The sequence below is a fragment of the Achromobacter sp. RT286_PF genome (assembly GCF_059760425.1).
The window spans coordinates 1-22,987 of record NZ_JCBAMR010000052.1 but is presented as its reverse complement, the minus strand read 5'-3'; the positions used below and the strand labels follow the sequence as shown (position 1 = coordinate 22,987).

Below are 22,987 nucleotides of genomic sequence, written 5' to 3'. Positions count from 1 at the left end.
ATGAAGGAAATCACCGGCAACACCCGCCTGTTCGGCATCCTGGCCGACCCGATCCATCACGTGAAAACGCCGCAGCGCATGAACGAACTGTTCGCGCAGCTGGGCTACGACGGCGTCTGCGTGCCGTTTCACACCCGTCCCGATAATCTGGCCGCCGTGGTCGAAGGCTTGCGCCGGCTGGAGAACCTGGGCGGCGTCATCGTGACGATGCCGCACAAGACCGCCATCCTGGACCTGGTGGATGACGTGACGCCGGTGGCGCGCAAGATCGGCGCCGCCAACGTGGTGCGCCGCGATGCCGACGGCAAGCTCACCGCGCACATGCTGGATGGCGAAGGCTTTGTGCGCGGCCTGCAAACCGCCGGCGTGGACCTGCGCGGCAAAAGCGCCTACCTGGCGGGCGCGGGCGGCGCGGCCAATGCCATCGGCTTTGCCTTGGTGCAGGCCGGCGTGTCGCGGTTGACCATCGCCAACCGCACCCCGGCCAAGGCCGAGGACCTGAAGGCGCGCATCCTGTCGCTGCATCCCGACGCGAACATCGCCGTGGGTACGCCCGACCCTTCGGGCCATGATGTGGTGGTCAACGGCACGTCGCTGGGCATGAAGGAAGGCGACGCGCTGCCGCTCGATACCGAGCGCCTGACGCCCGAGCAGCTTGTGTGCGAAGTCATCATGCAGCCGAAAGACACCGCGCTGCTGCTGGCCGCGCAAGCCAAGGGGTGCAAAGTGCATTACGGTGCGCCGATGCTGGTCTGCCAGATTGCATTGATGGCCGAAATGCTGGGCGTGACGGCACCCAAATAAGCCTGCCAACTAAGCCTGCCAAGTTAGGCAGGCGGCGGACATCAGGACAAGGTGTAGAACGATGGGCGATTTCGATTTCATTATTGCGGGCGGCGGCACGGCGGGCTGCATCCTGGCCAACCGGCTCAGCGCCGACGGCAAGCATCGCGTCTTGATGCTGGAGGCGGGCCAGGAAGCCCGCAGCATGTGGATTTCAATACCGGCGGGTTTTTCCAAGCTACTGGTGAACCCCGACTACAACTGGCGCTTTGCCACCGAGCCCGAAGACAACGTCTATGGCCGCACCATCGCCGTGCCGCGCGGCAAAGGCGTTGGCGGTTCCACCTTGATCAACGGCATGATCTACGTGCGCGGCCAGCCGCGGGATTACGACGGCTGGGAAGCCGCGGGCGCAACCGGGTGGAATTACGCCCAGGCCGAGCGGCTGTTTCGCAAGATCGAGCATTACGAGCGCGGTGGCGAGACACGCGGCAAGAACGGCCCCATGCATTTGGAAGAAGTGGCCGAACGGTTTCCCGTGTCCGACGCGTTCCTGCGCGCCGCGCAAGAAGACGGCCAGCCCTTGAACCCCGACTACAACAGCGGCAAGCAAGAAGGCGTGGGCCATTACCAGGTGCTTCAGCACCGTGGCCGCCGCTGGAGCGTGGTGGACGGCTACCTCAGGCCGGCCGCCGGGCGCAAGAACCTGCGCGTCGAATGCGGCGCGCACGTGACGCGACTGGTGTTTGAAGGCAAGCGCTGCGTGGGTGTCACGTACCGCAAGAACGGACAGGAACACACCGTGCGCGCCGCCCGCGAAACCATCCTGTGCCTGGGCGCGGTGCAGTCGCCGCAGTTGCTGGAACTGTCCGGCATCGGCAACCCCGCCTTGCTGCAATCGTTCAACATTGCGCTGGTGCATGCGCAGCCGCAAGTGGGTGAAAACTACATCGACCACTTCGCCACCCGCATGAATTGGCGGGTGAAGGGCACGGTGACGTTGAACGAGATGTCGCGCGGCTGGCGACTGGCGCAGCAGGTGGCGCGCTATTACACCAGCCACACCGGCATCCTGACGCTGGGCACGGGGCTGGTGCACGGCTTCGTGAAAAGCACGCCCGATTTGCCCACGGCTGACGTGCAGTTTTTCTTTGTGCACGCCAGCTACGCCAATGCCGCCGAACGCATCCTGGACCGCCAACCGGGCATGACGGTCGGTGTGGCGCAGCTGCGCCCGGAATCGGTCGGCACCATACACATCAAGTCGGCGGACCCCTTGGCGGGCCCGTCCATTCGCCCGAATTTCCTGTCGGCGCAGATTGACCGCGACAGCTTGGTGGGCGGCATGAAGGTTGCACGGCGCATTGTCGGGCAACCCGCGATGCAGCCCTATATTCAGGCCGAGCTCAGCCCCGGCGACGCGGTGCAAAGCGATGAACAATGGTTGGACTTCGCGCGCCGCAATGGGCAAACCATCTATCACCCCATCGGCACCTGCCGCATGGGGTCGGACGCCGCCGCCGTCACCGATGTGCGCCTGCGCGTGAACGGGGTGACGGGCTTGCGCGTGGTGGACGCATCGGTGATGCCGAAGATGGTGTCGGGCAACACGCAGGCCGCCGTGATGATGGTGGCCGAGCGCGGCGCCGAGCTGATTCTGGAAGACGCCGCCACGGCGTGATCGCGCACGGCGGCACGATGAGACAATGCGCGCCGGGCCGGGTAGCCCGGTGCGCATTGTGGTTTCTGGACGATCGGTGCTTGACCCGATCAACGGATCAGAAAGCCCGCGCCGACCGGATCGTTGCGATCAATGACCCAACGCGCGGTGCCCAGGATGCTGGCCGTGCCCTTGACGGTAGGACGCACGGCGCGCGTGCCGTTCAAGTCCACTTCGCCCAACAAGCAGCCCTCAAACGTGCCGCTTCCCAGCAAGCCTTCGGACTTGATCGGCTGGTTCAGCCCCATCTTTCCGCGCGCTTCGAACATGGCCATCATGGCGCTGGTGCCGGTGCCACCGGGCGAGCGGTCCAGCTGGCCGGCGCTGAACACGTGCACGTTCTTGTAGAACGCGCCTTCGATTGTGGGCTGGTGCCAGAAGGTGATGAAGTTCAGGTTGTTGATGTGCGCTTCGGTCGGATGCTGGATGCGGTGGCGCGCGTTCAACTGGTCACGCACGATCAGGCCCATGCGAGACAGCTCGGTGCCGTTGTCCGGCGAGATGCGCAGGTCGCAGCCTGACAGGTCGACGATGCCGAAGTAATTGCCGCCCCACACGATGTCGGCCGACAGCTTGCCGTAGCCGGGCAGTTCCACCGGGATGTCCTGCGCGGCCACGTATGCGGGCACGTTTTCAAATCGCGTCCACAGCACGTTGTCGCCTTCGGACGCGACTTCCGATACGACCAGGCCCGCCGTGGTTTCAAAGCGGATCTTGGTGATGCCGTCCTTGCCGCGCGCCACCAGGCCGTTGGCCACCATCGCCATACTGACGGCAATGGTGCCGTGGCCGCACATGTGCGAATACTCGGTGCCGTCGATATAGATGAGGCCGGCATCGAATTGCGGGCTGGACGGCGGCGTGAGGAACACGCCGAACATGTCCTTGTGGCCGCGCGGCTCGCGCATCAGCGCCTGGCGCAACCAGTCATAGTTCTGCTCCAGAAAAGCCCGCTTTTCCAGGATGGTGGATCCGGCGGGGTAGGGGATGCCGCTGTGCACGATGCACAGGGGCTCGCCTTCGGTATGGGTATAGATGACATCGAACGCGTCTTGCTTGCGCATGACTGTGGCTCCAGACTAAGTAGGATGAAGGGGAAAAGCGGATGGGGGAAACTATTTGCCGCGTTCGGACAGCATGTCCAATCCGACGGTCAAATCCAGAATGACGATAGCGATCACCGCAACCACAATCGTGGCGCCCGATACGGCTGCGATGGTCGGATCGATCGTGTACTGCACATAGTTGAATAGCTTGACGGGTATGGTGTTCAGGTCCGCCGTGGTGTTGAAGATGGATAGCTCCACGTTGATCCACGACGAGATGAACGCGAAGATGGAACCGGTGACGATGCCGGGCCGGATCTGCGGCAGCACCACCAGGAAGAACGTGGTCCATGGGTTGGCGCCCAGGTCGGCCGACGCCTCTTCCAGCGCGCGTTGCTCGGGCGTGAGCAACGTCAGCGTCGAGCGCAACACGAACGGCGCAATGATGACGATGTGCCCGATCAACAGCGACAGGAAACTGCGCGTCAACCCAAAGTACGCGCCGTACTGCAACAGCGCCGCGCCCAGCACAATGTGCGGCAACACCAGCGGCGACATCAGCACCGATGTCATCGCCGCCTTGCCCGGGAAGTCATAGCGCGCCAGCGCCAGCGCGGCCGGCACCGTCAGCAACACCGCCACCACGGTGGCCGCCAGCGCCAGCACCGTGCTGGTCGTGAAAGCCGCCACGTAGCCGGCTTCGACCAGCAGCGTGCGATACCAGTCCAGCGTCCAGCCGTGCGGCGGAAACGCCAGGTACGGCGTAGTCGTGAACGACGAGCCCAGGATGACGACCAGCGGCAGCGCCAGGTAGGCAAGCACAGCCAGCGCGACCAGGCGGATCAGGTGGCGGGCGATCATCGCGCGGCTCCCGGCAAGGTGGCGGCGCGGTTGGCCAGCGCCACCAGGATCAAGGTGAAAACCAGCAGCACCATGCTGAGCGCGCCGCCGTAATGAAAGTCGAAGACCGAGCTGTATTGCTGGAAGATCAACATGGACAAGACCGATATCCGTCCACCCGACAGCAGTGCCGGCGTCACATACGCGCTGACCGCCAGCGTGAAGACGATGATGGCGCCGGACACCACACCCGGCAGCGTCAGCGGCCACGTGATGTGCAGGAAGGTGGCGGCGGGGCTGGCGCCCAAGTCGGCCGAGGCGTGCTCGCAAGCCGGGTCGACGCGCGCCAGCGCATTGCCCACCGCCAGCACCACGAAGGGCAGCAGCACGTACACCATGCCGATCAGGATGCCGGTCTCGGTGCCGATGAAGCGCACCGGCCGGTCCGCCGCGCCCACGCCCACCAGCGCCTGGTTCACCAGCCCGTTGCGGCCCAGCAGCACCATCCAGCCAAACGCGCGCACGATGTTGCTGGTGAACAAGGGCACCACCAGCAGGATCACGCAAAAACGCCGCCACGCCTGCCAGCGCACGACGCGCACCAGGTACCAGGCCAGCGGATAGCCCAGGATCACGCAAACGATCGTGGTGAAAAAGGCCAGCCGGAAGGTCGTCAGGATGACGTCCCAGTGGTACTGGTCAGCCAGCACGCGCAGGTACTGCTGCGCGGTCAAGGTCATGCCGCCCGCGCTGTCGGGGCCGGCGGCGGCACTGGTGATGCTGGCCACCGCAACCACGGCCAACGGCGCCAGGAAGAACGCCGCGAAGAACAGCGCGGGCGCCGCCAGCAGCAAGCCGGGCGATAGCCAGGTGCGGCGCGTCATGGCTGTTCACCGATCAAGTGCAGTTGTTCGGGCGCGAACGACAGGCTGACGGTCGTGCCCGGCAGCAAGCCCGACGGCGCGATGCCGCTATGGCGCGCCACGACCGTCTGCCCGCCCACATCCACGTGGATCATGCTGTGGCTGCCCACATTGATTACGTCGGCCACCACGCCCGTCAACCTGCACGCGTCTTGCCCGTCGGCCAGGCCCAGATCTTCCGGACGCAGCACCGCCACGCCGCGTGCGGGCGCGGCATGGTCCGCCAGCGGCACCAGCACGCCTTGCGTATCCAGACGCAGCGCGTCGTCGCCCGCCGCGGTATACGTCATGAAGTTCGCGTCGCCGATAAATTCCGCCACGAATCGCGTGGCGGGGCGGCGATAGATATCCGTGCCCGCGCCCACCTGCTCAATGCGCCCGGCGTGCATGACGACGACGCGGTCCGCCATCGTCATTGCTTCTTCCTGGTCATGCGTGACGAAGATGAAGGCGATCCCCAGCTTGGCTTGCAGATGCTTGAGTTCCAGCTGCATGCGCTTGCGCAGCTTCAGGTCCAGTGCCGACAGGGGCTCGTCCAGCAACAGCAGCTTGGGCTGGTTCACAATGGCGCGCGCCAGCGCCACGCGCTGCTGTTGGCCGCCGGACATTTCACGCGGGTAGCGCGCACCGAAGTCGGCCAGCCCCACCATATCCAGCGCGGCGCGTGCGCGATCCGCCGCGTCCTTCTTGGACGCGCCTTGGCGCCGGGGACCGTACGCCACGTTCTCCAACACGGTCATGTGCGGAAACAGCGCGTAGTTCTGGAACACCGTATTCAGCGGGCGGTGGTGCGCGGCCAGGCGGCTGATGTCCTGGCCGTCGATCAGGATGCGGCCCGATTCCGGCGTCAGAAAGCCGGCAATCGATCGCAGCAACGTGGTCTTGCCGCAACCGCTGGGCCCCAGCAGGGCCACGAATTCCCCCTGCTGGATGTCCAGGTCGATACGGTCCAGCGCCTGGTAGGCGCCAAAGCGCATCGACACGCCTTCGATGGAAAGCAACGCAGACATGGTCGACCCCGGCCTAGCGCTTGCGAGCGACTTGGCGGTTCCACGCGTCGGTGACTTCCGCGCGGCGGCTGTTGATCAGGTTCCAGTCGAACAGGCTCAGGTTCTTGACGGAACCTTCGGCGCCCCACGGCAGCTTGCGGGCCACGTCCGGCGGTACCTGCACGCCCTTGACGGCCGGGCCCAGGTACAGGCGCGTGGCCAGGCAGGCGGCGGCGTCGGGCGTCAGTGCGGTGTCGATGAACTTCTTGGCGGCCGCCGCGTTGGGCGCGCCCTTGACCAGATGCAGGCGGGCGTCGGTGGCCCACGCGCCTTCCTTGGGTACGGCAAAGCCGATGGGCAGGCCCTTGTCGATCAAGTCCCAGGCGCCCACGTTGAAGTGCGCGCCGATGATGGCCTCGCCACTTTGGTAGGCGTTGCTGGCGGCGCCCGAGCTATCAAAGAACAGCGCGGTGTCCAGCGAGGCCAGCTTGGTGTAGAGCGGCGCCAGGTTGGACGGGTCTATCGCCCAGACGCGCGCCAGGAAGAACACGAACGGCACGCCGGAAGAGTTGGCGGGGGACGGCACGGCCACGGCGCCGGCGTACTCGGGCTTCCACAAGTCCTTCCAGCTGGTTGGGGCCTCGCGCACTTCCTTGGTGTTGTAGGTGATGCCCAGCGAGTAATAGCCGGTGCTGACCGCGTAGGCCGCGTCGCCATTGCGATAGACGCCCTGGTCGATCACATTTTTCAGATTGGGAATGGTGGCCGGGTCCAGCGTGTCCAGCACGCCGGCCTGCGCGGCCAGTTCGCTGATGCCGCCGTCCATCCACGCCACGTCGATCGTTGGCGCGTTCTTTTGCTGTTGCAGCTTGGCCAGGGTGGTTGTCGACGTGCCCACTTCAGGCACCACTGTGACGCCCGTGGCCTTGGTGTAGGGCTCGGCCACGCAAGCGCGAAACGCATCGCCCCAGTTGCCGCCGTACCAGGCGACGGTGATCTTCTGCTGCTGCGCGCCGGCGGGGCCGGCCATCAAGAGGCCGGCGCCCATCAGGGCGGCGGCCAAAGCGCTGCGGGTAAGTGTTGCCATCGTGGATTCCCCTTGTCGATTTGTTGGCATGTTCCGGAAGTCTGAGCCCAATGAGGCGCTTGCCGACATTGCCATGGATGCATCTTGGGCGATGCGCGGGAAAACGAGCTTGAAGGCGCGGGACAAAAACTTGAATAATTGCGTCATGACCGCCACTGAAAACCCCGCCGCCGAGTCGCCCTCCTATGACGACGCCCACGACGCGCTGCCTCGGGAAAAACCCGCATTGAACGTCGGCATCGTGTTGATGGACCAGTTCACGCTGGCCGCTTTCGCCGGCCTGGTGGATGTTTTGCGCCTGGCGGGCGACCACGGCGGCCGCAGTCGTCAGATCCATACCTCGTGGCGTGTCATGAGCTGGGACGGCAAACCGCGCCGCGCCAGCGCCGGGCTGACGATCGATGTTGCCGACGGCTTGCCGGCCGACCCCGCCGAATTCGACTACGTCGCCGTGTGCGGCGGCAACGACTACATCAATGGCCGCATGCCGGAACCGCTACGCGACTGGCTGCGGCTGGCGGCGGCAAGGCGGGTGCGCCTTCTGGGCATCTGCACCGGAACGTTCGCCCTGGCGCAGGCTGACGTAGTCGGGCCGCGCACGGTCTGCGTGCATTGGAATGTGCTGGATGCTTTCCGTGCGCGCTTTCCGCAAACGCGCGCGGTCGTGGACCGCCTGTTCGTGGACGAGGGCGACCTGATTTCCTGCGCCGGTTCTACGGCCGCCATCGATCTGGCGCTGTATCTGGTGGCCCGGCATTGCGGGCGGGACAAGGCCCAGCAGGCAATGCGGCACATGATGCTGCAAGGTGTGCGCCCCGGCCGGGTGCCGCAGGCGCATTTCCGCACCGACTTGTCCGGCATCCAGGACCTGCGCGTGCGCCAGGCTGCGCACTTTATCGAGCAGCGCATCGACAATCCCCCGCCGCTGGACGCCATTGCCCGCTATGTCGGTGTGGGGCGACGGCAACTGGAGCGCGCGTTCCGGCAGGCGACAGGAAAATCCCCGATGGCGTTCCAGCGGCAACTGCGGCTGGAATATGGAAGCTGGTTGTTGCTGAATAATCCTTGCAGCATTACGCAGATTGCGTTGGACTGCGGATTTGCAGACGGCGCGCATTTCTCGCGTGATTTCCGCGCGCACTTTGGCGTATCGCCGCGCCAGTATCAACAGGCCCAAGGCCTGCAACCCCAAGGGCAGGAAGACAGCGTCGACGCCTTGCCCGCCTGAGCCTGCCCCCGACGCAAGGAGACGGCATGACCTACGACCTTTGGTATTGGGAAACCATTCCCGGACGCGGTGAATTCGTGCGCCTGGCGCTGGAAGCGGGCGCCATACCTTATCGCGAGCGGGCGCGCGAGCCGGGCGCCTCGGACGATGCGTTGATCGAAGACATGCGCACGCCGCGTCCGCATCCTCCGTTTGCGCCGCCTTATCTGGTGGCGGGCGAGATGACGCTGGGTCAGACTGCAAATATCCTGCTGTTCCTGGGTGAAGAGCACGGCCTGGCGCCCGAGTCGCTGGAAGGGCGGTTATGGGTCAATCAATTGCAGCTGACCATCGCCGATATGGTGACCGAGGCACACGACACCCACCATCCCATTTCGGCCAACGATTACTACGAAGACCAAAAAGAAGAGGCCGCGCGGCGCGCCCGGACTTTCCGGGAAGAGCGCATTCCGAAGTTCCTGTCCTATTTCGAGCGCGTATTGGCCGGGCCGAAGGCATGGTTGGCGGGCGAAGACCGCTGGACCTACGTGGACCTATCGCTGTTTCATCTGGTTGATGGCTTGCTCTACGCCTTTCCGAAGCGCATGGGGACGGTGGCGTCGAATTATCCGAATGTGATGGCGCTGCATGCGCGCGTTGCGGCGCTGCCCGCATTGCAGCCCTACTTTTCCAGTGGCAGGCGGCTGCCCTTTGGCGAATGCATATTCCGCCAGTATCGCGAGTTGGACGCAGCCTGATCGTTTGCACGACGCGCCAGAGACAAAAGCAGGAGAGATTAACGGCTTGCGGATGGTCGATATTAAGTGACAAACCGGACAGTATTTTATAAGGGACGGATAGATCCGAATGACGTTTTCGATATTAATAAAAGGGCCGGTTCCATATATGGAGTCGGCCCTTTTTAGTTAATTGTCAGAAACCGCAATGTGCCCACGTGGTAACTCCGGTTGCACCGGGTTTATACCAACATAGAAACCCGCAGGATTATCGAATAACGCGATTTTTTTTCGTTGAACGAGCCAAAAGGTGGAGAAACGTACATTTATAGGATTAATATTTTCGACTAGATACATTCTGAACGGTTTATCTTCTTAGTCGGTTTCGTCGCCGTTGGCGCGACGGCCATTCGTGGTAGTGCATGCGGCGCGGCGTGCATTGCCTAGGCAGGGTTGGGACGCGCCAATCGGTTCTGATTTGAAATTACCTTTTGGTCATCGGCAGCACCTCGTCCCACTTTGGCAGGAGAAACCCTATGCAATGGATCACATTAAGCCGGCTGTTCCGTGGAAATCGCGGCATGCAAAAGGCCGACCTGTACGGTCAGATATCCGCCATTCACAAAGCGCAAGCCGTAATCGAGTTCGACCTTCAGGGCCATGTGCTCATGGCGAACCAGAACTTCCTGGACACGATGGGTTATACGCTGGATGAAGTCGTGGGACATCATCACGGTATGTTCGTAGACCCTGAAGAACGGGAATCAGCGGAATACGCGGCCTTCTGGCACAAGCTGGGCCAGGGCGCCTATGACGCCGGGCGCTATCGCCGGGTGCGCCATGACGGCACGGACGTGTGGCTGCAAGCCTCGTACAACCCCATTTTCGATAAGCGCGGACGGCCGCTCAAGGTCGTGAAATACGCCACCGACATTACCGACCAGCAACAACGGCAAGCGGATACCGAAGGGCAGTTGGCCGCGATTTCGAAAGTGCAGGCGATTATTGAATTTGAACTTGACGGCACCATCATCCGCGCCAATGACCTGTTCTTGAAAACCGTGGGCTATCAGGCCGCGGAAGTGGAAGGCCAGCATCACAGTATGTTCGTGCGCCCGGACGAAGCGCGCGGGGCCGCCTATAAAGAGTTCTGGTGCAAGTTGCGCAGCGGCCAATATGACACCGGCCAGTATCTGCGCATCGGCAAGGGCGGCCGCCAGGTCTGGATCGAGGCCAGCTACAACCCCATCTTCGACGCCGAGGGCCGCCCCTTCAAGGTAGTGAAATTCGCCACCGACATTACCAAGCGCTTCACCGCGGCGCAGACCTTGCGCGTGGCGGTCCAGGGCCTGACCGAAAACGCCGAGCGCGCCAGTCAGGCCAATGCGCTGGCCCTGGACGCCAGCCAGGTGGCCGAGCAGGGCGGCAAGACCGTGCAGGGCGTGGTGCGCACCATGGGCGCCATCACGGAAAGCTCGCGCCGCATATCGGAAATCATCGGCGTCATGGACGGCATTGCGTTTCAAACCAACATCCTGGCCTTGAACGCGGCGGTAGAGGCCGCGCGCGCGGGCGCGCATGGCAAGGGCTTTGCCGTGGTTGCGGCCGAGGTCCGCAGCCTGGCCCAGAGCAGCGCGGCAGCCGCCAAGGAAATCAAGGGCTTGATCACCACGTCGGTTGAACAGATCGAAAGCGGCGCGGGGCAGGTCCAATCCGCCGGGGTCACCATGGAGGACATTGTGGCGTCGTCGCGCCGCGTGACGGAAATCATGGCTGAGGTGGTCAATGTGTCACTGGCGCAGTCGGCCAAGCTGGGCGGTGTCACGCAAGACATCACGCAGATGACGGCCGACGCCGAACAGACCTTGCGCGCGACGCAGGCCAGCGCTGACGCGCAGGCGGCGCGGGCTAGCCGTCAGCCCGCGGGCGTGGTCAAACCGGTGACCGCCGCGTTGCGCGCCCGGCCCGCGGCCAATACGGCGTTGCCGCCGGCGCCCGTCTTGGAGTACGTGCGGTACTGAAGCCGGCGCCGATTGCGCTATAAAGACGGTATTGTTTGAATCCCAGGCCTGGGCCGGAGCATTCCCGCCCAGGTCGATTTTTTTGCGGCCACCGTCCATGACTGAATCCGAAGCCCTGGCTCTTGCCTCTCACCGCCACTACAAGGGCGGCCTTTACCGTTATGTGGGCACGGCCCGACATTCCGAAACCGAAGAGTCGATGGTGGTGTACGAACACCTGTGGCCTCACGAGCGCGGCCTGTGGGTGCGGCCGGCTTCGCTGTTTTTTGGCCAGTTGGCCGATGGATCGCCCCGTTTTGCGCCCTTGGCTACAACGACCGTGACGCCGTGACGTTCTTTTATCGCCGCGCACGCACGGGGGTGTCGCCCGCGCTGACGACATCGACCGATGCATTGGCCGGACCTGCCGGCAAAACGCCGGCAAGAACGCCCGCCAAGACGCAGGCTTCGGCGGCCTTGGCCTCGGCGCTTCAAGCGCTGCGGGGGCCATTCATCGTGGCCGACCTGGAAACCACCGGCCTGTCGACCGCTACGTGCGAGATCCTGGAATTTGCCGCCGTGCGCGTCGAGACCTGCGGCACGCTGGCGCGCGAATACACGCAGGTGGTTCGAACGTCGTCGCCCGTGCCGTCCTTCATCACCCGCTTGACCGGTATCACGCAGGCCGAAGTCGACCGTCACGGCGTGCCGGTGATGCAGGCGTTTTCGTCGTTTCTTGAATTCGTTGAAGACCTGCCTGTGTTCTTTCACAACGCGTCTTTTGACCGGCGTTTTCTGGGCGCCACGGCGGATCGCACCGGCCTGCCGTTCGTCAATGCCACGCATTGCACGCTGGCGTTGGCGCGCCGCGCGTGGCCCGAATTGCCCTCCCACAAACTGGAAATCCTGGCGCGGCACGTGGGTGCGTCCATCCCTACCCACCGGGCGCTGGCTGATGTGCGCACCACGGTCGCGGTGGCGCTGGCGGCCAATGCGCGGCTGGCCACGGCGTAGGAACGAAGATGTCGGATCTGCAAGATATCAAGCTGGCGCTGCGGGCCTTCACGGCCGAGCGGGCCTGGCAACCTTTCCATTCGCCCAAGAACCTGGCGATGGCGCTGTCGGGCGAGGCGGGCGAGCTGGTGTCGCTGTTCCAGTGGCTGACCGAGGCCCAGTCGCGCGAGATGACGCCGGCGCAGTTGGCGCACGCTGCCGACGAGATCGCCGATGTGCAGATGTACCTGGTGGCGCTGGCGGATCAATTAGGCATCGACATTGCCGATGCCGTGGCGCGCAAGATGGTGAAAAACGCTGAGAAATATCCGGCGGACCGGTTCGCGGGCAGCGCCCGCAAATACGACGATCCGCCTGGCGAAGCGTAATGCCTAATGCCTGACCCCCGACCCCTGACCCCTGACGCCTGGCGCCCAGACATCAGGCGCCGGGCGGTCAGATCACCTGCTGTTCATGATGCACCACGGGCGGCTCGACGAAGAACCCCGCCACCAGTTTGCGCCATTCCTGGAAGTCGGGCGATTCGCGGAAATCGACCATGTGGTTTTCAACCGTTTCCCAGGCCACCACCAGCGTGTAGCGCTGCGGCTGCTCGATGCTGCGGTGCAGTTCCATGCCGTGGCATCCGCGCGCGCGCAGGAACAGCGGCTTGGCCTGCGCGACGCCCGCTTCGAACAGCGCTTCCTGGCCCTCGCGAACGTGGATGCTGGCAATTTCCTGGATCATGACGAGTCTCCAAATAAATGGGGCCGGGTAAGCACCGGCCGGCCGGAGTAGTATGGCTGAAAATTTCTTGCTTAGCCTGTTCATGAATTCCCGAGCCGCCGTCCTGACTCGTCTCATTACCCTGCGCCTGTTCTGGTATGTGGGCATCGGCGCCGTTGCGCTGATGGCCCTGTCACTGCACACACAGTTCAGCGTAGCGGTCTTGCTGTCGGCCATCGCCGTCTACATTCCCCTGTCGATGCTTTTCTTGCCCCTGATGGCGTGGCTTTGCGTCCGGCGCGGCACGTCCGCCAACAGCGACAGCTTGCTGTCGCCCTGGCCCGCCTGGCTGGCCGGTTTGTCGGGCATCGCACTGCTGGTCAGCTACCACCTCGTGTCCGACCTGGACCTTGCCGAGTGCGGCTTCCTGTTGCTGCTGGTGGCCGGCGACCTGTGGTTGGCGCGCCGCGAGTCGGCACAATTGCTGCGCATTGTCAGCTTGTCGCAAGGCTGACAGTAAGCCTAAAGGTCACTCGCTCGCTCATCCCCGGCGTGCGCGGTAGGCCCCTTGTCCGAGCCGACCGCGCGCCAAGCCATCCTTAGAGTTGAAGGTCGGCCTGCGGACACGGCACGCGCCTGCGACTTTCATCGGCCATACGCACGGCGTGATGCCGGTTGGCACGCCATTCGTGCGGCCCGCTACCTGCCTTTGACTGCATCCTTACGGAACCGGTCGCCCGTTTAGCCGATATCGACGAGCCTAGGACGGAGCAATCATTCCGTACCAATACGAAAGTCCCACGCCCAACATTTCAGTCAGGCGCCCGGCATGACGTAGGGGTCCGCGCCGGTAGGCCACCGGCACCTGAGCATCCGTATGAAACGGATCAGGAGGAGCTCAAATGAAAAAGCTCGCAGTCGTCGCAGCGCTGTCATTGTTTGCCGCATCCGCGTATGCCAGCGGTCCAAACATGCCTTCCGTGTCGATCACCGGCCACGCCGGCACGATCAATGGCACGGCTTCATCCATCTCGACCGGCAGTTCCGTCGTGGCCACCCAGGTCAACGGCTATGGCTCGTCCAGCCAGACCTCGTTTGGCGAAACGGGCGGCGTGGCGCAAGTTGGCGGAACGTTCAATCGGGACGGCACCACGGTGGTGACTAGCACGCGGCAATATGCCACCAGCGAATCCTACGGCCACATTTCGGGCAACGCGCCGATCATGGTGGGCGACAGCATCGCCAACGGCGGCGCCTCGTTCGGGAACACGGAAACCAAGGCAACGGCCTCCGGCACCTTCGCGTCCGCCAACATCGGCGCATTCGGGGCGATTGGTGGTGTGGGGTCGATGGGTCACGTTGGCGGGTTCAATCGCTGACCGATTTTCCGGACGGCTACGGCCGTCCGGTCGAGGGGACATCATGAAGAAAATCGTGTTTGCCATCACGCTGTCGCTTGCAGCCGGCTCGGCCGTTGCACAGACCAGCAATTCAAGTTCCACGACGTCTGCATCGTCGGGGGCAACCAACGCCGGCAACAACCAGGGCATTACGCTGAACTCGAACAACAGCGGATCCAGCACCGTGAAGACGGTGCCCCCGGTTGGCGGCCAGAGTTTTTATGGTTCGTTTTCGTCCGATAGCTGCATGGTGTCCGCCGGTGGCGGCGGGTCCGTGGTGGGCTTCGGCATGAACGTGGCCATTCCGATCGAAGACCAGAAGTGCAGCTTGCGGCGTAATTTTGAACGCACCATGCAGGCCGCCGCGTCGACCAAGGACGCCGATCGTTCACGGCGGCTGGAAACGGCCGCTATCGACATCCTGTGCCAGACCGACGACCGCACCAAGGCGGCCTTGGTGGCGCAAGGCTTGTGCACCAATCCCGCCTTGACGACGGCCGATCACCGCTTTGACACGACGGCGGTCGCACAGGCTGCCCCGACCACGGCGACCGCCGGAGCGCCCGCTGTGGGGACGCAGCCCGCCGGCGCTTTGGCCGCACCCTCGCAACCCCAGGCGCAATTACGCCCGCTTGCGACCACCGCCGCCTTGCAAGCGGTGCCGGTGCAAACCGCGCAAACCACCGCGCTGGCCTCGCCGCCGCTGCGCAATCCGCGCCTGGAGCGCCAGCGCTTCGCCGACCTGTATTCGCCGGGATGAACTGGGATGAACTGGGATGGCCGGGCTTGAACCGGGGCCGGTCGCGATGAACCGGCTGGCGCCTACGCTGAGGGCGGGGGCGCCACGGCTGCGGTGGGTTCGGGCGGGTTCAGCGGGCCAGGGGGCGCCGATGCCAGCAGCATGGTGGGCGGCGACGAGACCTCCAGGCCCGCATCGTGCAGACGCTTCAGAACGGTGAACAGCAAGGCGCTGCGTACGCCGTAGGCCGCGCGCGGCGACGATACGTAGCCCTTGGCGTTAAAGATCAGATGGCCATTTTCCAGGCCATCCAAAAATACATTGGGAGCCGGGGTGTCCAGCACATCTTCGTGGTCGGCAAAGGCTTGCAGCATCAGTTCGCGCACGGCCTCCGCATCGGTTGACAGCGGCAGGGGCAGCTTGATCTGCACCAATCCAAGCGGATTGGACCGCGTCACGTTGCGCACCGTCTTGGTCACGAACTCCGAGTTCGGAACGATCACGGTGGACCGGTCGCCCATCTGGATTTCCGTGGCGCGCACGTTGATGCGCAGGATGTCGCCTTCGACCCCGCCCAACGACACCCAATCGCCCACCTTGACCGGGCGCTCCGCCAGCAGGATCAGGCCGGACACAAAGTTCTGCACCACGGCTTGCAGGCCAAAACCGATACCCACGGACAGCGCGCTGGCAATCCACGCGACGCGTTCCAGGCCGATGCCGGCAGCGGACAGCGACAGGGCGAACGAGATCACAAAGCCCGCATAGCCGAACAAGGTGGCCGCCGACAGCTGCATCCCCGGGTCCAGCTCGGTAGTGGGCAGATAACGGTTGGACAGCCAACGCTTAAGCACCTTGACGCTAAGCAGTGACAAGGCCAGCACCATCAGCGCCTGCAAGACAGCGCCAGGCCGGATCTGCGCTTCTCCGATCGCCAGTCCTTTGCGCAGCTGGTCAAAGCGCTGGAGCAGGTCCATCGGGCCTTCGCCAAACGGTGCCAGCAGCAGGATGATGGCAAGCAGGCCCACCACCACGCGGCCCACGCCGGACAGCAATACGGCCGCCTGGTCGCGCAGGCTGGGACCTTCGCGTTCGCCGTCCCGGTGGGACGTGCCCAGCAGCGTGCTGAAACCGTCTTCGATCAGTGTCGACAGCAGATAAGCGGACGCCATCACGATCAGGATCCACAGCACCTGTTTGGCCAGGAACGCGCCAAAGGCCACGTAGCCGGCCAGCAGGCTGGCCATGCCCAGGATCAGCACGGCCCAGACCGCGCCAAGCAACAGCGACACCCAGAAGGGCGCGGGCGCCTCGTTTTCCTGAACGATCTTGCGCCGCAAGCGCCGGCCGATGGCCAGCACCGTGCTCATGGTCGCCATGATCAACACGGCCACGATGCCGGTCAGCGTGATGGTCGTCGTCAGGCTGGCGTTAAGCAAAACGGGCAGGCGCTCGGCCAGCCAGATCATGACGACCAGCGTGCCCAGCAGATTGGGCAGCCAGTGCAAGCGCGCGGCGACCAGGTCATGGATAGGCGGCAAGCGCCACGACGGCCGGTTGCGCGACAGCAGCGCGTTGCCCAGGCCCGACACGTAGCCGCCGAAACAGACCGTGGCTACCAGCGTGGCCAACAGCGCGGCCGTGTTGTCGGACAGCTGCGAATTCCAGTCCAGGCCGGTATGGATCAGCAGGGCGATGACGCCCGGCGTCGCCACCGACAACATCACCTGCGCCACGGCCAGGAACGAGCGGCGCAGGCGGCCTGGCGGCACGCGCGTCGCGGTCAGCTTGAGGATCAGGCGGCCGATCCAGATTCGAAGTGCGATCACCAGCGCGGCCATGGCAATCAGCAGCAGCCAGCCCCATTTCGGTGTCTGTCCGATGGCCGTGGACAGGTCGTCACCCAAGGCTTCCAGGCGTTCCAGATCGCGCGGAAATTCGGAACGGAATTCCGTCCAGAACTGGCTCGACAGGAAGGAATCGCGGCGCTCGCCCATGCGCGCCTGGAATTGGGTTCGCCGCTGCGCCGAAATCTGTTCGGCGGTTTGGCCGGCGTCCACGGACAGCAGCCGGGCCAGCTTCAGCTGCGCGTCCAGGGCGCGGCTGTTCTTTTCCAGTTGCGCGCGCTGCGCCGCCACGTCGGGCGCTTCTTTTGCGCCGTCGGGCGGAGCGCCCAGCTCGCTCAGCCTGGCGGTCACGCTGGCCAGTTGCGGGGTCAGCGCTTCGGTAGCCGCATCGGCCTTGGACTGGATGTCCAGCGCGTCGCCGCGTTGCTTGACCAGGGCGGCGTCGTCGGTCTCGTCCGTAAAACGCTTGCGGATGTCGTCGATCTGCTTGCGAGCCGCCGCCAGCACCGCCTCGGTTTCAGTAGGGTTGGGCGGCGGCGCCGCGAAGGCGGGCATCAAGCACAGCGACAGCAGTATCGCGGCGAGAAAGGCGGCGAACGCGCGCATGCGCCCGTGGCGCAGGCTGGGGAAAAAAGGGGAGGCGATGGGGGTCATATTCCGGGGGCGAATCACTCGCGTCGAGGCGGCAGCATAACAAGCCGCGAGCCCCGCCGTTGCAACAAAAATAGTGCTGTGTCCCCGGTTCAAAATTCCTTTTGCCGCGTGGCAAGTCAGTCTTCTGCCCGCCGGATAAATAGGGCCGGATTCCGCCGGAAAGGCCTGGACACCGCCGCTAGCCCAGGCGCCTTCGAAAATCCTGTTTACCAGGCCAACGTTTGGATTCAATCGGCCCGCGGCACCGGCCCCCTCGTGCCGGGCTTTCTGGGCTTGCCCAACACCGCGTCGCACACCTCCAGCCAGGCGCGCGCGGCGAACGACAGGTAGCCGGACCGCAACCAGATATGGCCCACCTCCCATTGCATGCCGGACTTGGCCAACTTGGCGGTGCTGAGCCCGCGCGTCTTGATGCGCTGCATCAGCGGTTCAGGCAGCAGCGCCACGCCAAGCCCGGCCGACGCCATTGCCACCAGAAAGTCCCAGTGCGCGCTTTGGGCGGCGATGCCGGGCTGAAAACCCGCGTCGGCAAACGCCTGGCGCAGCCGACGCGTGATGGCGAAGTCGTCGGTGGGGATCAGAAGCCGCGCGTCGCGCAGGGCGCTAAGGGGCAGCGACGTCTTTCCCGCCCAGGGCGCATCTGGCGGCCCGATCACCCAGATCGGGTAGCGCCCGAAGGGCTGGGCGGCCAGCCCACCGTCGGGCGCAATGGGCAGGATGGTGGCGCCTACCTCGAGTTCTCCGCTGGCGACCAGCGCCTCGACGGCTTGGCCGGTGCCTTCGCGCAAGGTCAGGTGGATGCCGGGATGCAGTTCTCGGAAGCGCTTGACCACCGGCGTGAACAGCAAGTTGATCATCGGCGGAATACCCACTTCCAGCGCGCCCCGCCGCACGTCGGCGGTCTGGCGCAGTTCTTCGGTCAGTTGGCGCATGGTCTCCAGCACCTGCAAACCGCGCAGGTACATCACGCGCCCGGTATCGGTGGGCCGGGCGGTGTGCCCATCGCGAATGAGCAGCGGCGTGCCCGCTTCTTCTTCCAGCTGGCGGATCATTTTGCTGACGGTGGATTGCGTCACGAACAGCGTCTTGGCCGCTTGCGTGAAGCTGGCGTGCCTGACCGTTTCAACGAAATACCGCAATGCGCGCGCGTCCATGGCGGCAGGCTCCCGGTGCGCTCGTGGGCGCAATGACCATTAAAACGATGAAAAAAACGACTGATTTGGATGATTTTAAGTCATTACGAGATTTCAACGCGCCTTCCTATACTGCGAAAAATTCGTCCCGGACGGCGGCAATGTGCCTGTGTCTGTGCCGGGATATCGGGAAACGCCGCGTCAGACGGCGCCCGGACGCGCAAGGCCGTCATGGTTGCGTCCGGCCGCAAGCCGTTGGCCTTTAAATGTGGAGACACCATGCATTCCGACCGTATTCGCCATCCCGGGCTGCTTGCCCGGATCACGTCCGCCGACCAGGCGGCATTGCTGATCAAGGACGGCATGACCGTCGGAATGAGCGGTTTCACGCGTGCGGGCGACTGTAAGTCCGTGCCGGCCGCGCTGGCCAGCCGCGCCGAACACGAGCCGCTGTCGATCACCTTGATCACGGGTGCGTCGTTGGGGCATGACACCGACAAGATGCTGGCCCAGGCAAACGTGTTGTCGCGCCGCATGCCGTTCCAGGTCGACACCACGTTGCGGCGCAAGATCAATCAGGGCGATATTGCCTTTATCGATCAGCATCTGTCCGAAACGGTCGAGCAATTGCGAGCCGGCCATATTGGACCGATCAACGTGGCGATTATCGAAGCGGCCGCCATTACGGAAACGGGCGCCATCGTGCCGACGATGTCGGTGGGCAATTCGGCGTCGTTCGCGCAGCAGGCCGACCAGATCATCATCGAATTGAATCTGGGTATCCCTGCTGCCATCGAAGGGCTGCACGACATCTACGTGCCCGCCGACCGCCCCGCGCGCCAGCCCATCGGCCTGGTGACCGCCGATCAACGTATCGGCCAGCCGTTCATCCAGGTGGACCCGGACAAGATCGCCGCCATCGTGATCACACACGAGCCGGACAGCCCATCCAACGCCTTGCCGCCGGACGACGAAACCAATGCCATCGCCGGGCATATCAATACGTTCCTGCGCGGTGAAGTCGACGCCGGCCGCCTGACCAATGCGTTGTTGCCGTTGCAGGCCGGCATCGGCACCATCGCCAACGCCGTGCTGCACGGGTTTGAATCATCGGACTTCGAGGCGCTGACGATGTACTCGGAAGTGCTGCAAGACAGCGCCATCGAGTTGCTGGATCAGGGCAAGCTGGCGTTTGCGTCGGCCTCGTCCATTACCGTGTCCAAACCGGTGTACGACAAGATCTTGGCAAACCTGGAGCATTACCGCGAACGCATCGTGCTGCGCCCGCAAGAGATCAGCAATGCGCCCGAGATCGTTCGTCGGTTGGGCATTATCGCCATCAATACGGCATTGGAATTCGATATTTACGGCAACGTGAATTCCACGCACGTCGGCGGTACGCACATGATGAACGGCATCGGAGGCTCGGGCGATTTCGCGCGCAACGCGCACTTGGCCATCTTTGTGTCCAAGTCGATGGCCAAGGGCGGCGATATCTCAAGCGTGGTGCCCATGGTGTCCCATGTGGACCATACCGAGCACGATGTCGACGTGCTGGTTACGGAATGCGGCCTGGCCGACCTGCGCGGTTTGGCGCCGCGTGAACGCGCCCGCGTCATTATCCAGAATTGCGTGCACCCGTCCTACCGTGCGGCATCGCAGGATTATTTTGATCGCGCTTGCCAGCGCGGCGGCCAAACCCCGCATCTGCTGGAAGAGGCCTTTTCGTGGCACCAGCGTTTCAACGAAACGGACTCGATGCAGGCTGACAAACCGGCGACGCGCAAAGCTGCTTAAGCCGGCGTCACTGGTGGTCTGGCCCCGCGTCCGTGCCCGTGTCCGTGTCGGTGTCGGACGAAGGCGTCACCAGCGCGCAGCGGGACAGCTCCAGCTCTTCGTGCAGCCACTGTTTCAACGCGACAAGCGGCGCCCACTCGCGCAGGCTTGGCGGATAAACCAAGTGGTAGGTCTGCGCCTGCTCATAGTGCACGCGCATGGGCGACACGCGCACGAGCCGTCCCGCGCAAAGCGCATCTGCCGCGAGTAGCTCGCGGCCAAGAGTGATGCCCAGCCCTTGTTCGGCGGCCTGCAACATCATGCCGGCGTCGTTGAACGTGGCGACGGGCGTAACGAGCGTGCGCAGACCCGCCGCGTTGAACCAGTGTTGCCACATTTCCCGCTCGCCCAGCAACGGCTGGCGGGCCAGCGTTTGCGCCGTGTCGTCTTCCAGCGACGCGGCGGTTTCTGGCGACGCCAAGGCGATCAAGGGCAACGGCATGTCGAACAACGGTTCGGACTCCACGCCCGCCCACGGTCCGCGGCCAAATCGCAGGGCCGCATGAAATCCGTCCCGAACCAGATCGACCACCTGCTGGGACGTCTCGATCTCAAGCGACACGCCCGGATGGCGCGCACGCCAACGCGCCATGCGCGGCAATAGCCAACGCTGAGCGAATGACGGCAGTACCGACACGCGCAGCCGTTGTTCACTACCGGTAGCCGACGCGGCGGCCGCCATGACGCCTTCGTCCAGCAGGGCCAGCGCGCTCTGTACGCTGCACAACAACGCCGCGCCGGCGCTATTCAAGACAATGCCGCGTCCGCTGCGCTCAAACAGCGCGAAACCCAGTTGCTCTTCCAATCCCTTGATTTGCTGGCTGACCGCGCTGTGCGTCAAATGCAGGCGCTCGGCGGCGGCGCGCAGGTTCTGCAATTCGGCAACGGCCCTAAAAGCGGGCAGGGTGTTGAGCGGGAGGCGCATGGCGGAATGTTCGGGCATTGATCGGGTGGTTAGCGTAACTGACCAATAGGCCGAAAACAATTGGATTTTCATCGGGTATTTGGGCGGCTACGCTTACCGAATCGTCAAACGCAATAAGGAGACGGTCATGTCTGCCCAACTTTCACCTGTTTCACCGTCATTCCCGGCTACCGCGTCCGGCGGGCACCCGAGCTTTCAGGCAGGCGCCGGGTTGGTGCCGCTGCTGTGGGCGGCATTCCGCTTGTGGCGCGTGCAGTCTCGCATGCGTAACGTGGCCGCCGACATGGACCCTCGCATCATGCAAGACGTCGGCGTACCGGAGTGGCTGGTTCACGAAACCACCGTGCACCGCGAACTGGCCCGCCTGCGCAACGTGGATTATCTGCGCTGGTAGACGTCTCCACCGGCGATAAGCATGACCACGCTTTGTCGCTATATATATAGGGGGGGCGGGGCGTCGAGGGGTGTCCTCTATATATAAAGAGGCAGGAGGTAGCCCCGGCCGGCGCACCCTATGCGTCGACGTTTGAGTCTCCTTCATGACAGGCCCGAAACTTGTGCTATAGTCTCGCTCCTTCGCAGTTCAGACATTTTTGAACGGCGAAGCCAAGCAGTAGCAGTACGACGGGCTCCGGCCCGCCGCCAAGCAGCCAGCGATGGCAGTCAGGTGGGATTGCAAGGAAGGGTGCAAATCAGGCAAAAGCCGGTTGCACAATCTGCAAAAATCGTGCTATAGTCTTGGGCTTGGCTGGTGATGACGAGTAAGGGTTTACCCGGATCGAAATCGCGAGCCACCTGAGTGGTAACCGACCTCTGGTTTCCAGAGTCGCCCTAGCGAAAGCCGGTGGCGGGGTTGCAAGATAGGATGCAAATTAGGCAAGAGCCGGTTGCATAATCTGCAAAAGTCGTGTTATAGTTTCAGGCTTGGCAGTTGCTGAAAACTTAGGGTTTACCCGGATGGGTGTTCTGATGTTTCGATAGCTGCTAAAGAGAGCAGACCTGAGGAGGTCGCAGGCAAGAAAGCGGTGGCGCGAAAGCGAACGAAGCTGACTTGACAAGCGATAAAAATTTCTTCATAATCTCGCCTCTCTGCTGCTGAAAACAGCAAGCGACGCAAGGCAAAAGCCGCGCAGCGCTAGCAGGATCAGCAGGTAGCAGTAAGCAGTTTGTAGTACCGAATTTGCAGTACCGCTCTTTAACAATTAAACAACCGATAAGTGTGGGCGCTTGATGCGATGCACTGTGATTTAAGTCTGGGGTTAAACCTTGGCTTGCTTCACAAGCACAATGAAATCAAGTGCTCACTAGAAGTGAAGTACCTTAGACGTCAAGTTTAAGAACATACCTCACTTCCTTTGAGTAGCGACGTATGACCTGGTTCGGATTTATTCGGACCAAGAAT

At 63.6% G+C, this 22,987-nt stretch carries 22 protein-coding genes; 13 read left to right on the top strand and 9 right to left on the bottom strand.

What is annotated here, in order from left to right:
* Both AC6LJY_RS25670 and AC6LJY_RS25665 read left to right on the top strand, forming a co-directional pair.
* Positions 1–804, top strand: coding sequence for a shikimate dehydrogenase family protein (locus AC6LJY_RS25670; protein WP_120156584.1), 804 nt, complete (start codon positions 1–3; stop codon positions 802–804).
* A gap of 61 nt (positions 805–865) precedes the next feature.
* Positions 866–2,464, top strand: a complete 1,599-nt coding sequence (locus tag AC6LJY_RS25665; RefSeq protein WP_104144507.1) for a GMC family oxidoreductase — start codon at positions 866–868, stop codon at positions 2,462–2,464.
* An 89-nt stretch (positions 2,465–2,553) separates the two neighbouring features.
* On the opposite strand, the gene AC6LJY_RS25660 is transcribed toward AC6LJY_RS25665, so the two are convergent.
* From AC6LJY_RS25660 to AC6LJY_RS25640, 5 genes are read right to left on the bottom strand one after another with little or no spacing between them, the layout of a single operon-like run.
* Positions 2,554–3,567: a proline racemase family protein gene (locus tag AC6LJY_RS25660; protein WP_104144506.1), complete on the bottom strand. Its 1,014-nt coding sequence runs from the start codon at positions 3,565–3,567 to the stop codon at positions 2,554–2,556.
* Positions 3,568–3,618: 51 nt separating this feature from the next.
* Positions 3,619–4,410, bottom strand: coding sequence for an ABC transporter permease (locus AC6LJY_RS25655; RefSeq protein ID WP_498137063.1), 792 nt, complete (start codon positions 4,408–4,410; stop codon positions 3,619–3,621).
* Positions 4,407–5,273 carry an ABC transporter permease gene (locus tag AC6LJY_RS25650; protein WP_120156581.1) on the bottom strand — a complete coding sequence of 289 codons (867 nt, stop codon included), beginning with the start codon at positions 5,271–5,273 and terminating at the stop codon, positions 4,407–4,409. Before AC6LJY_RS25650 ends, AC6LJY_RS25655 begins: the two co-directional genes overlap by 4 nt.
* Positions 5,270–6,322: an ABC transporter ATP-binding protein gene (locus tag AC6LJY_RS25645; RefSeq protein ID WP_498137062.1), complete on the bottom strand. Its 1,053-nt coding sequence runs from the start codon at positions 6,320–6,322 to the stop codon at positions 5,270–5,272. Before AC6LJY_RS25645 ends, AC6LJY_RS25650 begins: the two co-directional genes overlap by 4 nt.
* Before the next feature lie 13 nt (positions 6,323–6,335).
* The gene (locus AC6LJY_RS25640; RefSeq protein ID WP_120156579.1) at positions 6,336–7,388 is read right to left on the bottom strand and encodes an ABC transporter substrate-binding protein; all 1,053 of its coding nucleotides are present in this window, start codon (positions 7,386–7,388) and stop codon (positions 6,336–6,338) included.
* Positions 7,389–7,533: 145 nt separating this feature from the next.
* On the opposite strand from AC6LJY_RS25640, the gene AC6LJY_RS25635 reads away from it, so the two are divergent.
* The 6 genes from AC6LJY_RS25635 to AC6LJY_RS25610 all read left to right on the top strand — a co-directional run bounded on the left by AC6LJY_RS25635 (position 7,534) and on the right by AC6LJY_RS25610 (position 12,714).
* Entirely contained in the window at positions 7,534–8,616 is a 1,083-nt protein-coding gene (locus AC6LJY_RS25635) for a GlxA family transcriptional regulator (RefSeq protein ID WP_046806182.1), read from the top strand.
* A 26-nt stretch (positions 8,617–8,642) separates the two neighbouring features.
* On the top strand, positions 8,643–9,353 hold the full coding sequence (locus tag AC6LJY_RS25630; RefSeq protein WP_314356006.1) for a glutathione S-transferase family protein: 711 nt from the start codon (positions 8,643–8,645) through the stop codon (positions 9,351–9,353).
* Positions 9,354–9,868: 515 nt separating this feature from the next.
* Positions 9,869–11,353, top strand: coding sequence for a PAS domain-containing protein (locus AC6LJY_RS25625; protein ID WP_498137061.1), 1,485 nt, complete (start codon positions 9,869–9,871; stop codon positions 11,351–11,353).
* A 97-nt stretch (positions 11,354–11,450) separates the two neighbouring features.
* Positions 11,451–11,684: a DUF1653 domain-containing protein gene (locus AC6LJY_RS25620; RefSeq protein WP_046806179.1), complete on the top strand. Its 234-nt coding sequence runs from the start codon at positions 11,451–11,453 to the stop codon at positions 11,682–11,684.
* A gap of 62 nt (positions 11,685–11,746) precedes the next feature.
* A complete protein-coding gene (locus AC6LJY_RS25615) occupies positions 11,747–12,346 on the top strand; it encodes a 3'-5' exonuclease (RefSeq protein WP_498137067.1) in 600 nt (199 codons plus the stop codon).
* A gap of 8 nt (positions 12,347–12,354) precedes the next feature.
* Complete coding sequence (locus AC6LJY_RS25610) at positions 12,355–12,714, top strand: nucleotide pyrophosphohydrolase (protein WP_104144500.1); 360 nt, start codon at positions 12,355–12,357, stop codon at positions 12,712–12,714.
* A 67-nt stretch (positions 12,715–12,781) separates the two neighbouring features.
* Here the strand turns inward: AC6LJY_RS25610 and AC6LJY_RS25605 are convergent, their stop codons facing one another.
* On the bottom strand, positions 12,782–13,072 hold the full coding sequence (locus AC6LJY_RS25605) for an antibiotic biosynthesis monooxygenase family protein (RefSeq protein WP_046806177.1): 291 nt from the start codon (positions 13,070–13,072) through the stop codon (positions 12,782–12,784).
* A gap of 52 nt (positions 13,073–13,124) precedes the next feature.
* On the opposite strand from AC6LJY_RS25605, the gene AC6LJY_RS25600 reads away from it, so the two are divergent.
* From AC6LJY_RS25600 to AC6LJY_RS25590, 3 genes are all read left to right on the top strand, one after another.
* A complete protein-coding gene (locus AC6LJY_RS25600; protein ID WP_255444555.1) occupies positions 13,125–13,565 on the top strand; it encodes a hypothetical protein in 441 nt (146 codons plus the stop codon).
* A 388-nt stretch (positions 13,566–13,953) separates the two neighbouring features.
* A complete protein-coding gene (locus tag AC6LJY_RS25595) occupies positions 13,954–14,430 on the top strand; it encodes a hypothetical protein (protein WP_046806176.1) in 477 nt (158 codons plus the stop codon).
* 43 nt (positions 14,431–14,473) lie between these two features.
* On the top strand, positions 14,474–15,211 hold the full coding sequence (locus AC6LJY_RS25590; RefSeq protein ID WP_143215439.1) for a hypothetical protein: 738 nt from the start codon (positions 14,474–14,476) through the stop codon (positions 15,209–15,211).
* A 62-nt stretch (positions 15,212–15,273) separates the two neighbouring features.
* On the opposite strand, the gene AC6LJY_RS25585 is transcribed toward AC6LJY_RS25590, so the two are convergent.
* Positions 15,274–17,691, bottom strand: coding sequence for a DUF3772 domain-containing protein (locus tag AC6LJY_RS25585; protein WP_498137060.1), 2,418 nt, complete (start codon positions 17,689–17,691; stop codon positions 15,274–15,276).
* Positions 17,692–17,918: 227 nt separating this feature from the next.
* Positions 17,919–18,845, bottom strand: a complete 927-nt coding sequence (locus tag AC6LJY_RS25580; protein WP_498137059.1) for a LysR family transcriptional regulator — start codon at positions 18,843–18,845, stop codon at positions 17,919–17,921.
* A gap of 258 nt (positions 18,846–19,103) precedes the next feature.
* On the opposite strand from AC6LJY_RS25580, the gene scpC reads away from it, so the two are divergent.
* On the top strand, positions 19,104–20,621 hold the full coding sequence (gene scpC / locus AC6LJY_RS25575; protein ID WP_498137058.1) for a succinyl-CoA:acetate CoA-transferase ScpC: 1,518 nt from the start codon (positions 19,104–19,106) through the stop codon (positions 20,619–20,621).
* 7 nt (positions 20,622–20,628) lie between these two features.
* On the opposite strand, the gene AC6LJY_RS25570 is transcribed toward scpC, so the two are convergent.
* A complete protein-coding gene (locus tag AC6LJY_RS25570) occupies positions 20,629–21,585 on the bottom strand; it encodes a LysR substrate-binding domain-containing protein (protein ID WP_498137057.1) in 957 nt (318 codons plus the stop codon).
* A 127-nt stretch (positions 21,586–21,712) separates the two neighbouring features.
* Here AC6LJY_RS25570 and AC6LJY_RS25565 point away from each other — a divergent pair, with 127 nt between their 5' ends.
* Complete coding sequence (locus tag AC6LJY_RS25565; protein WP_498137056.1) at positions 21,713–21,979, top strand: isoleucyl-tRNA synthetase; 267 nt, start codon at positions 21,713–21,715, stop codon at positions 21,977–21,979.
* Positions 21,980–22,987 lie beyond the last annotated feature (1,008 nt).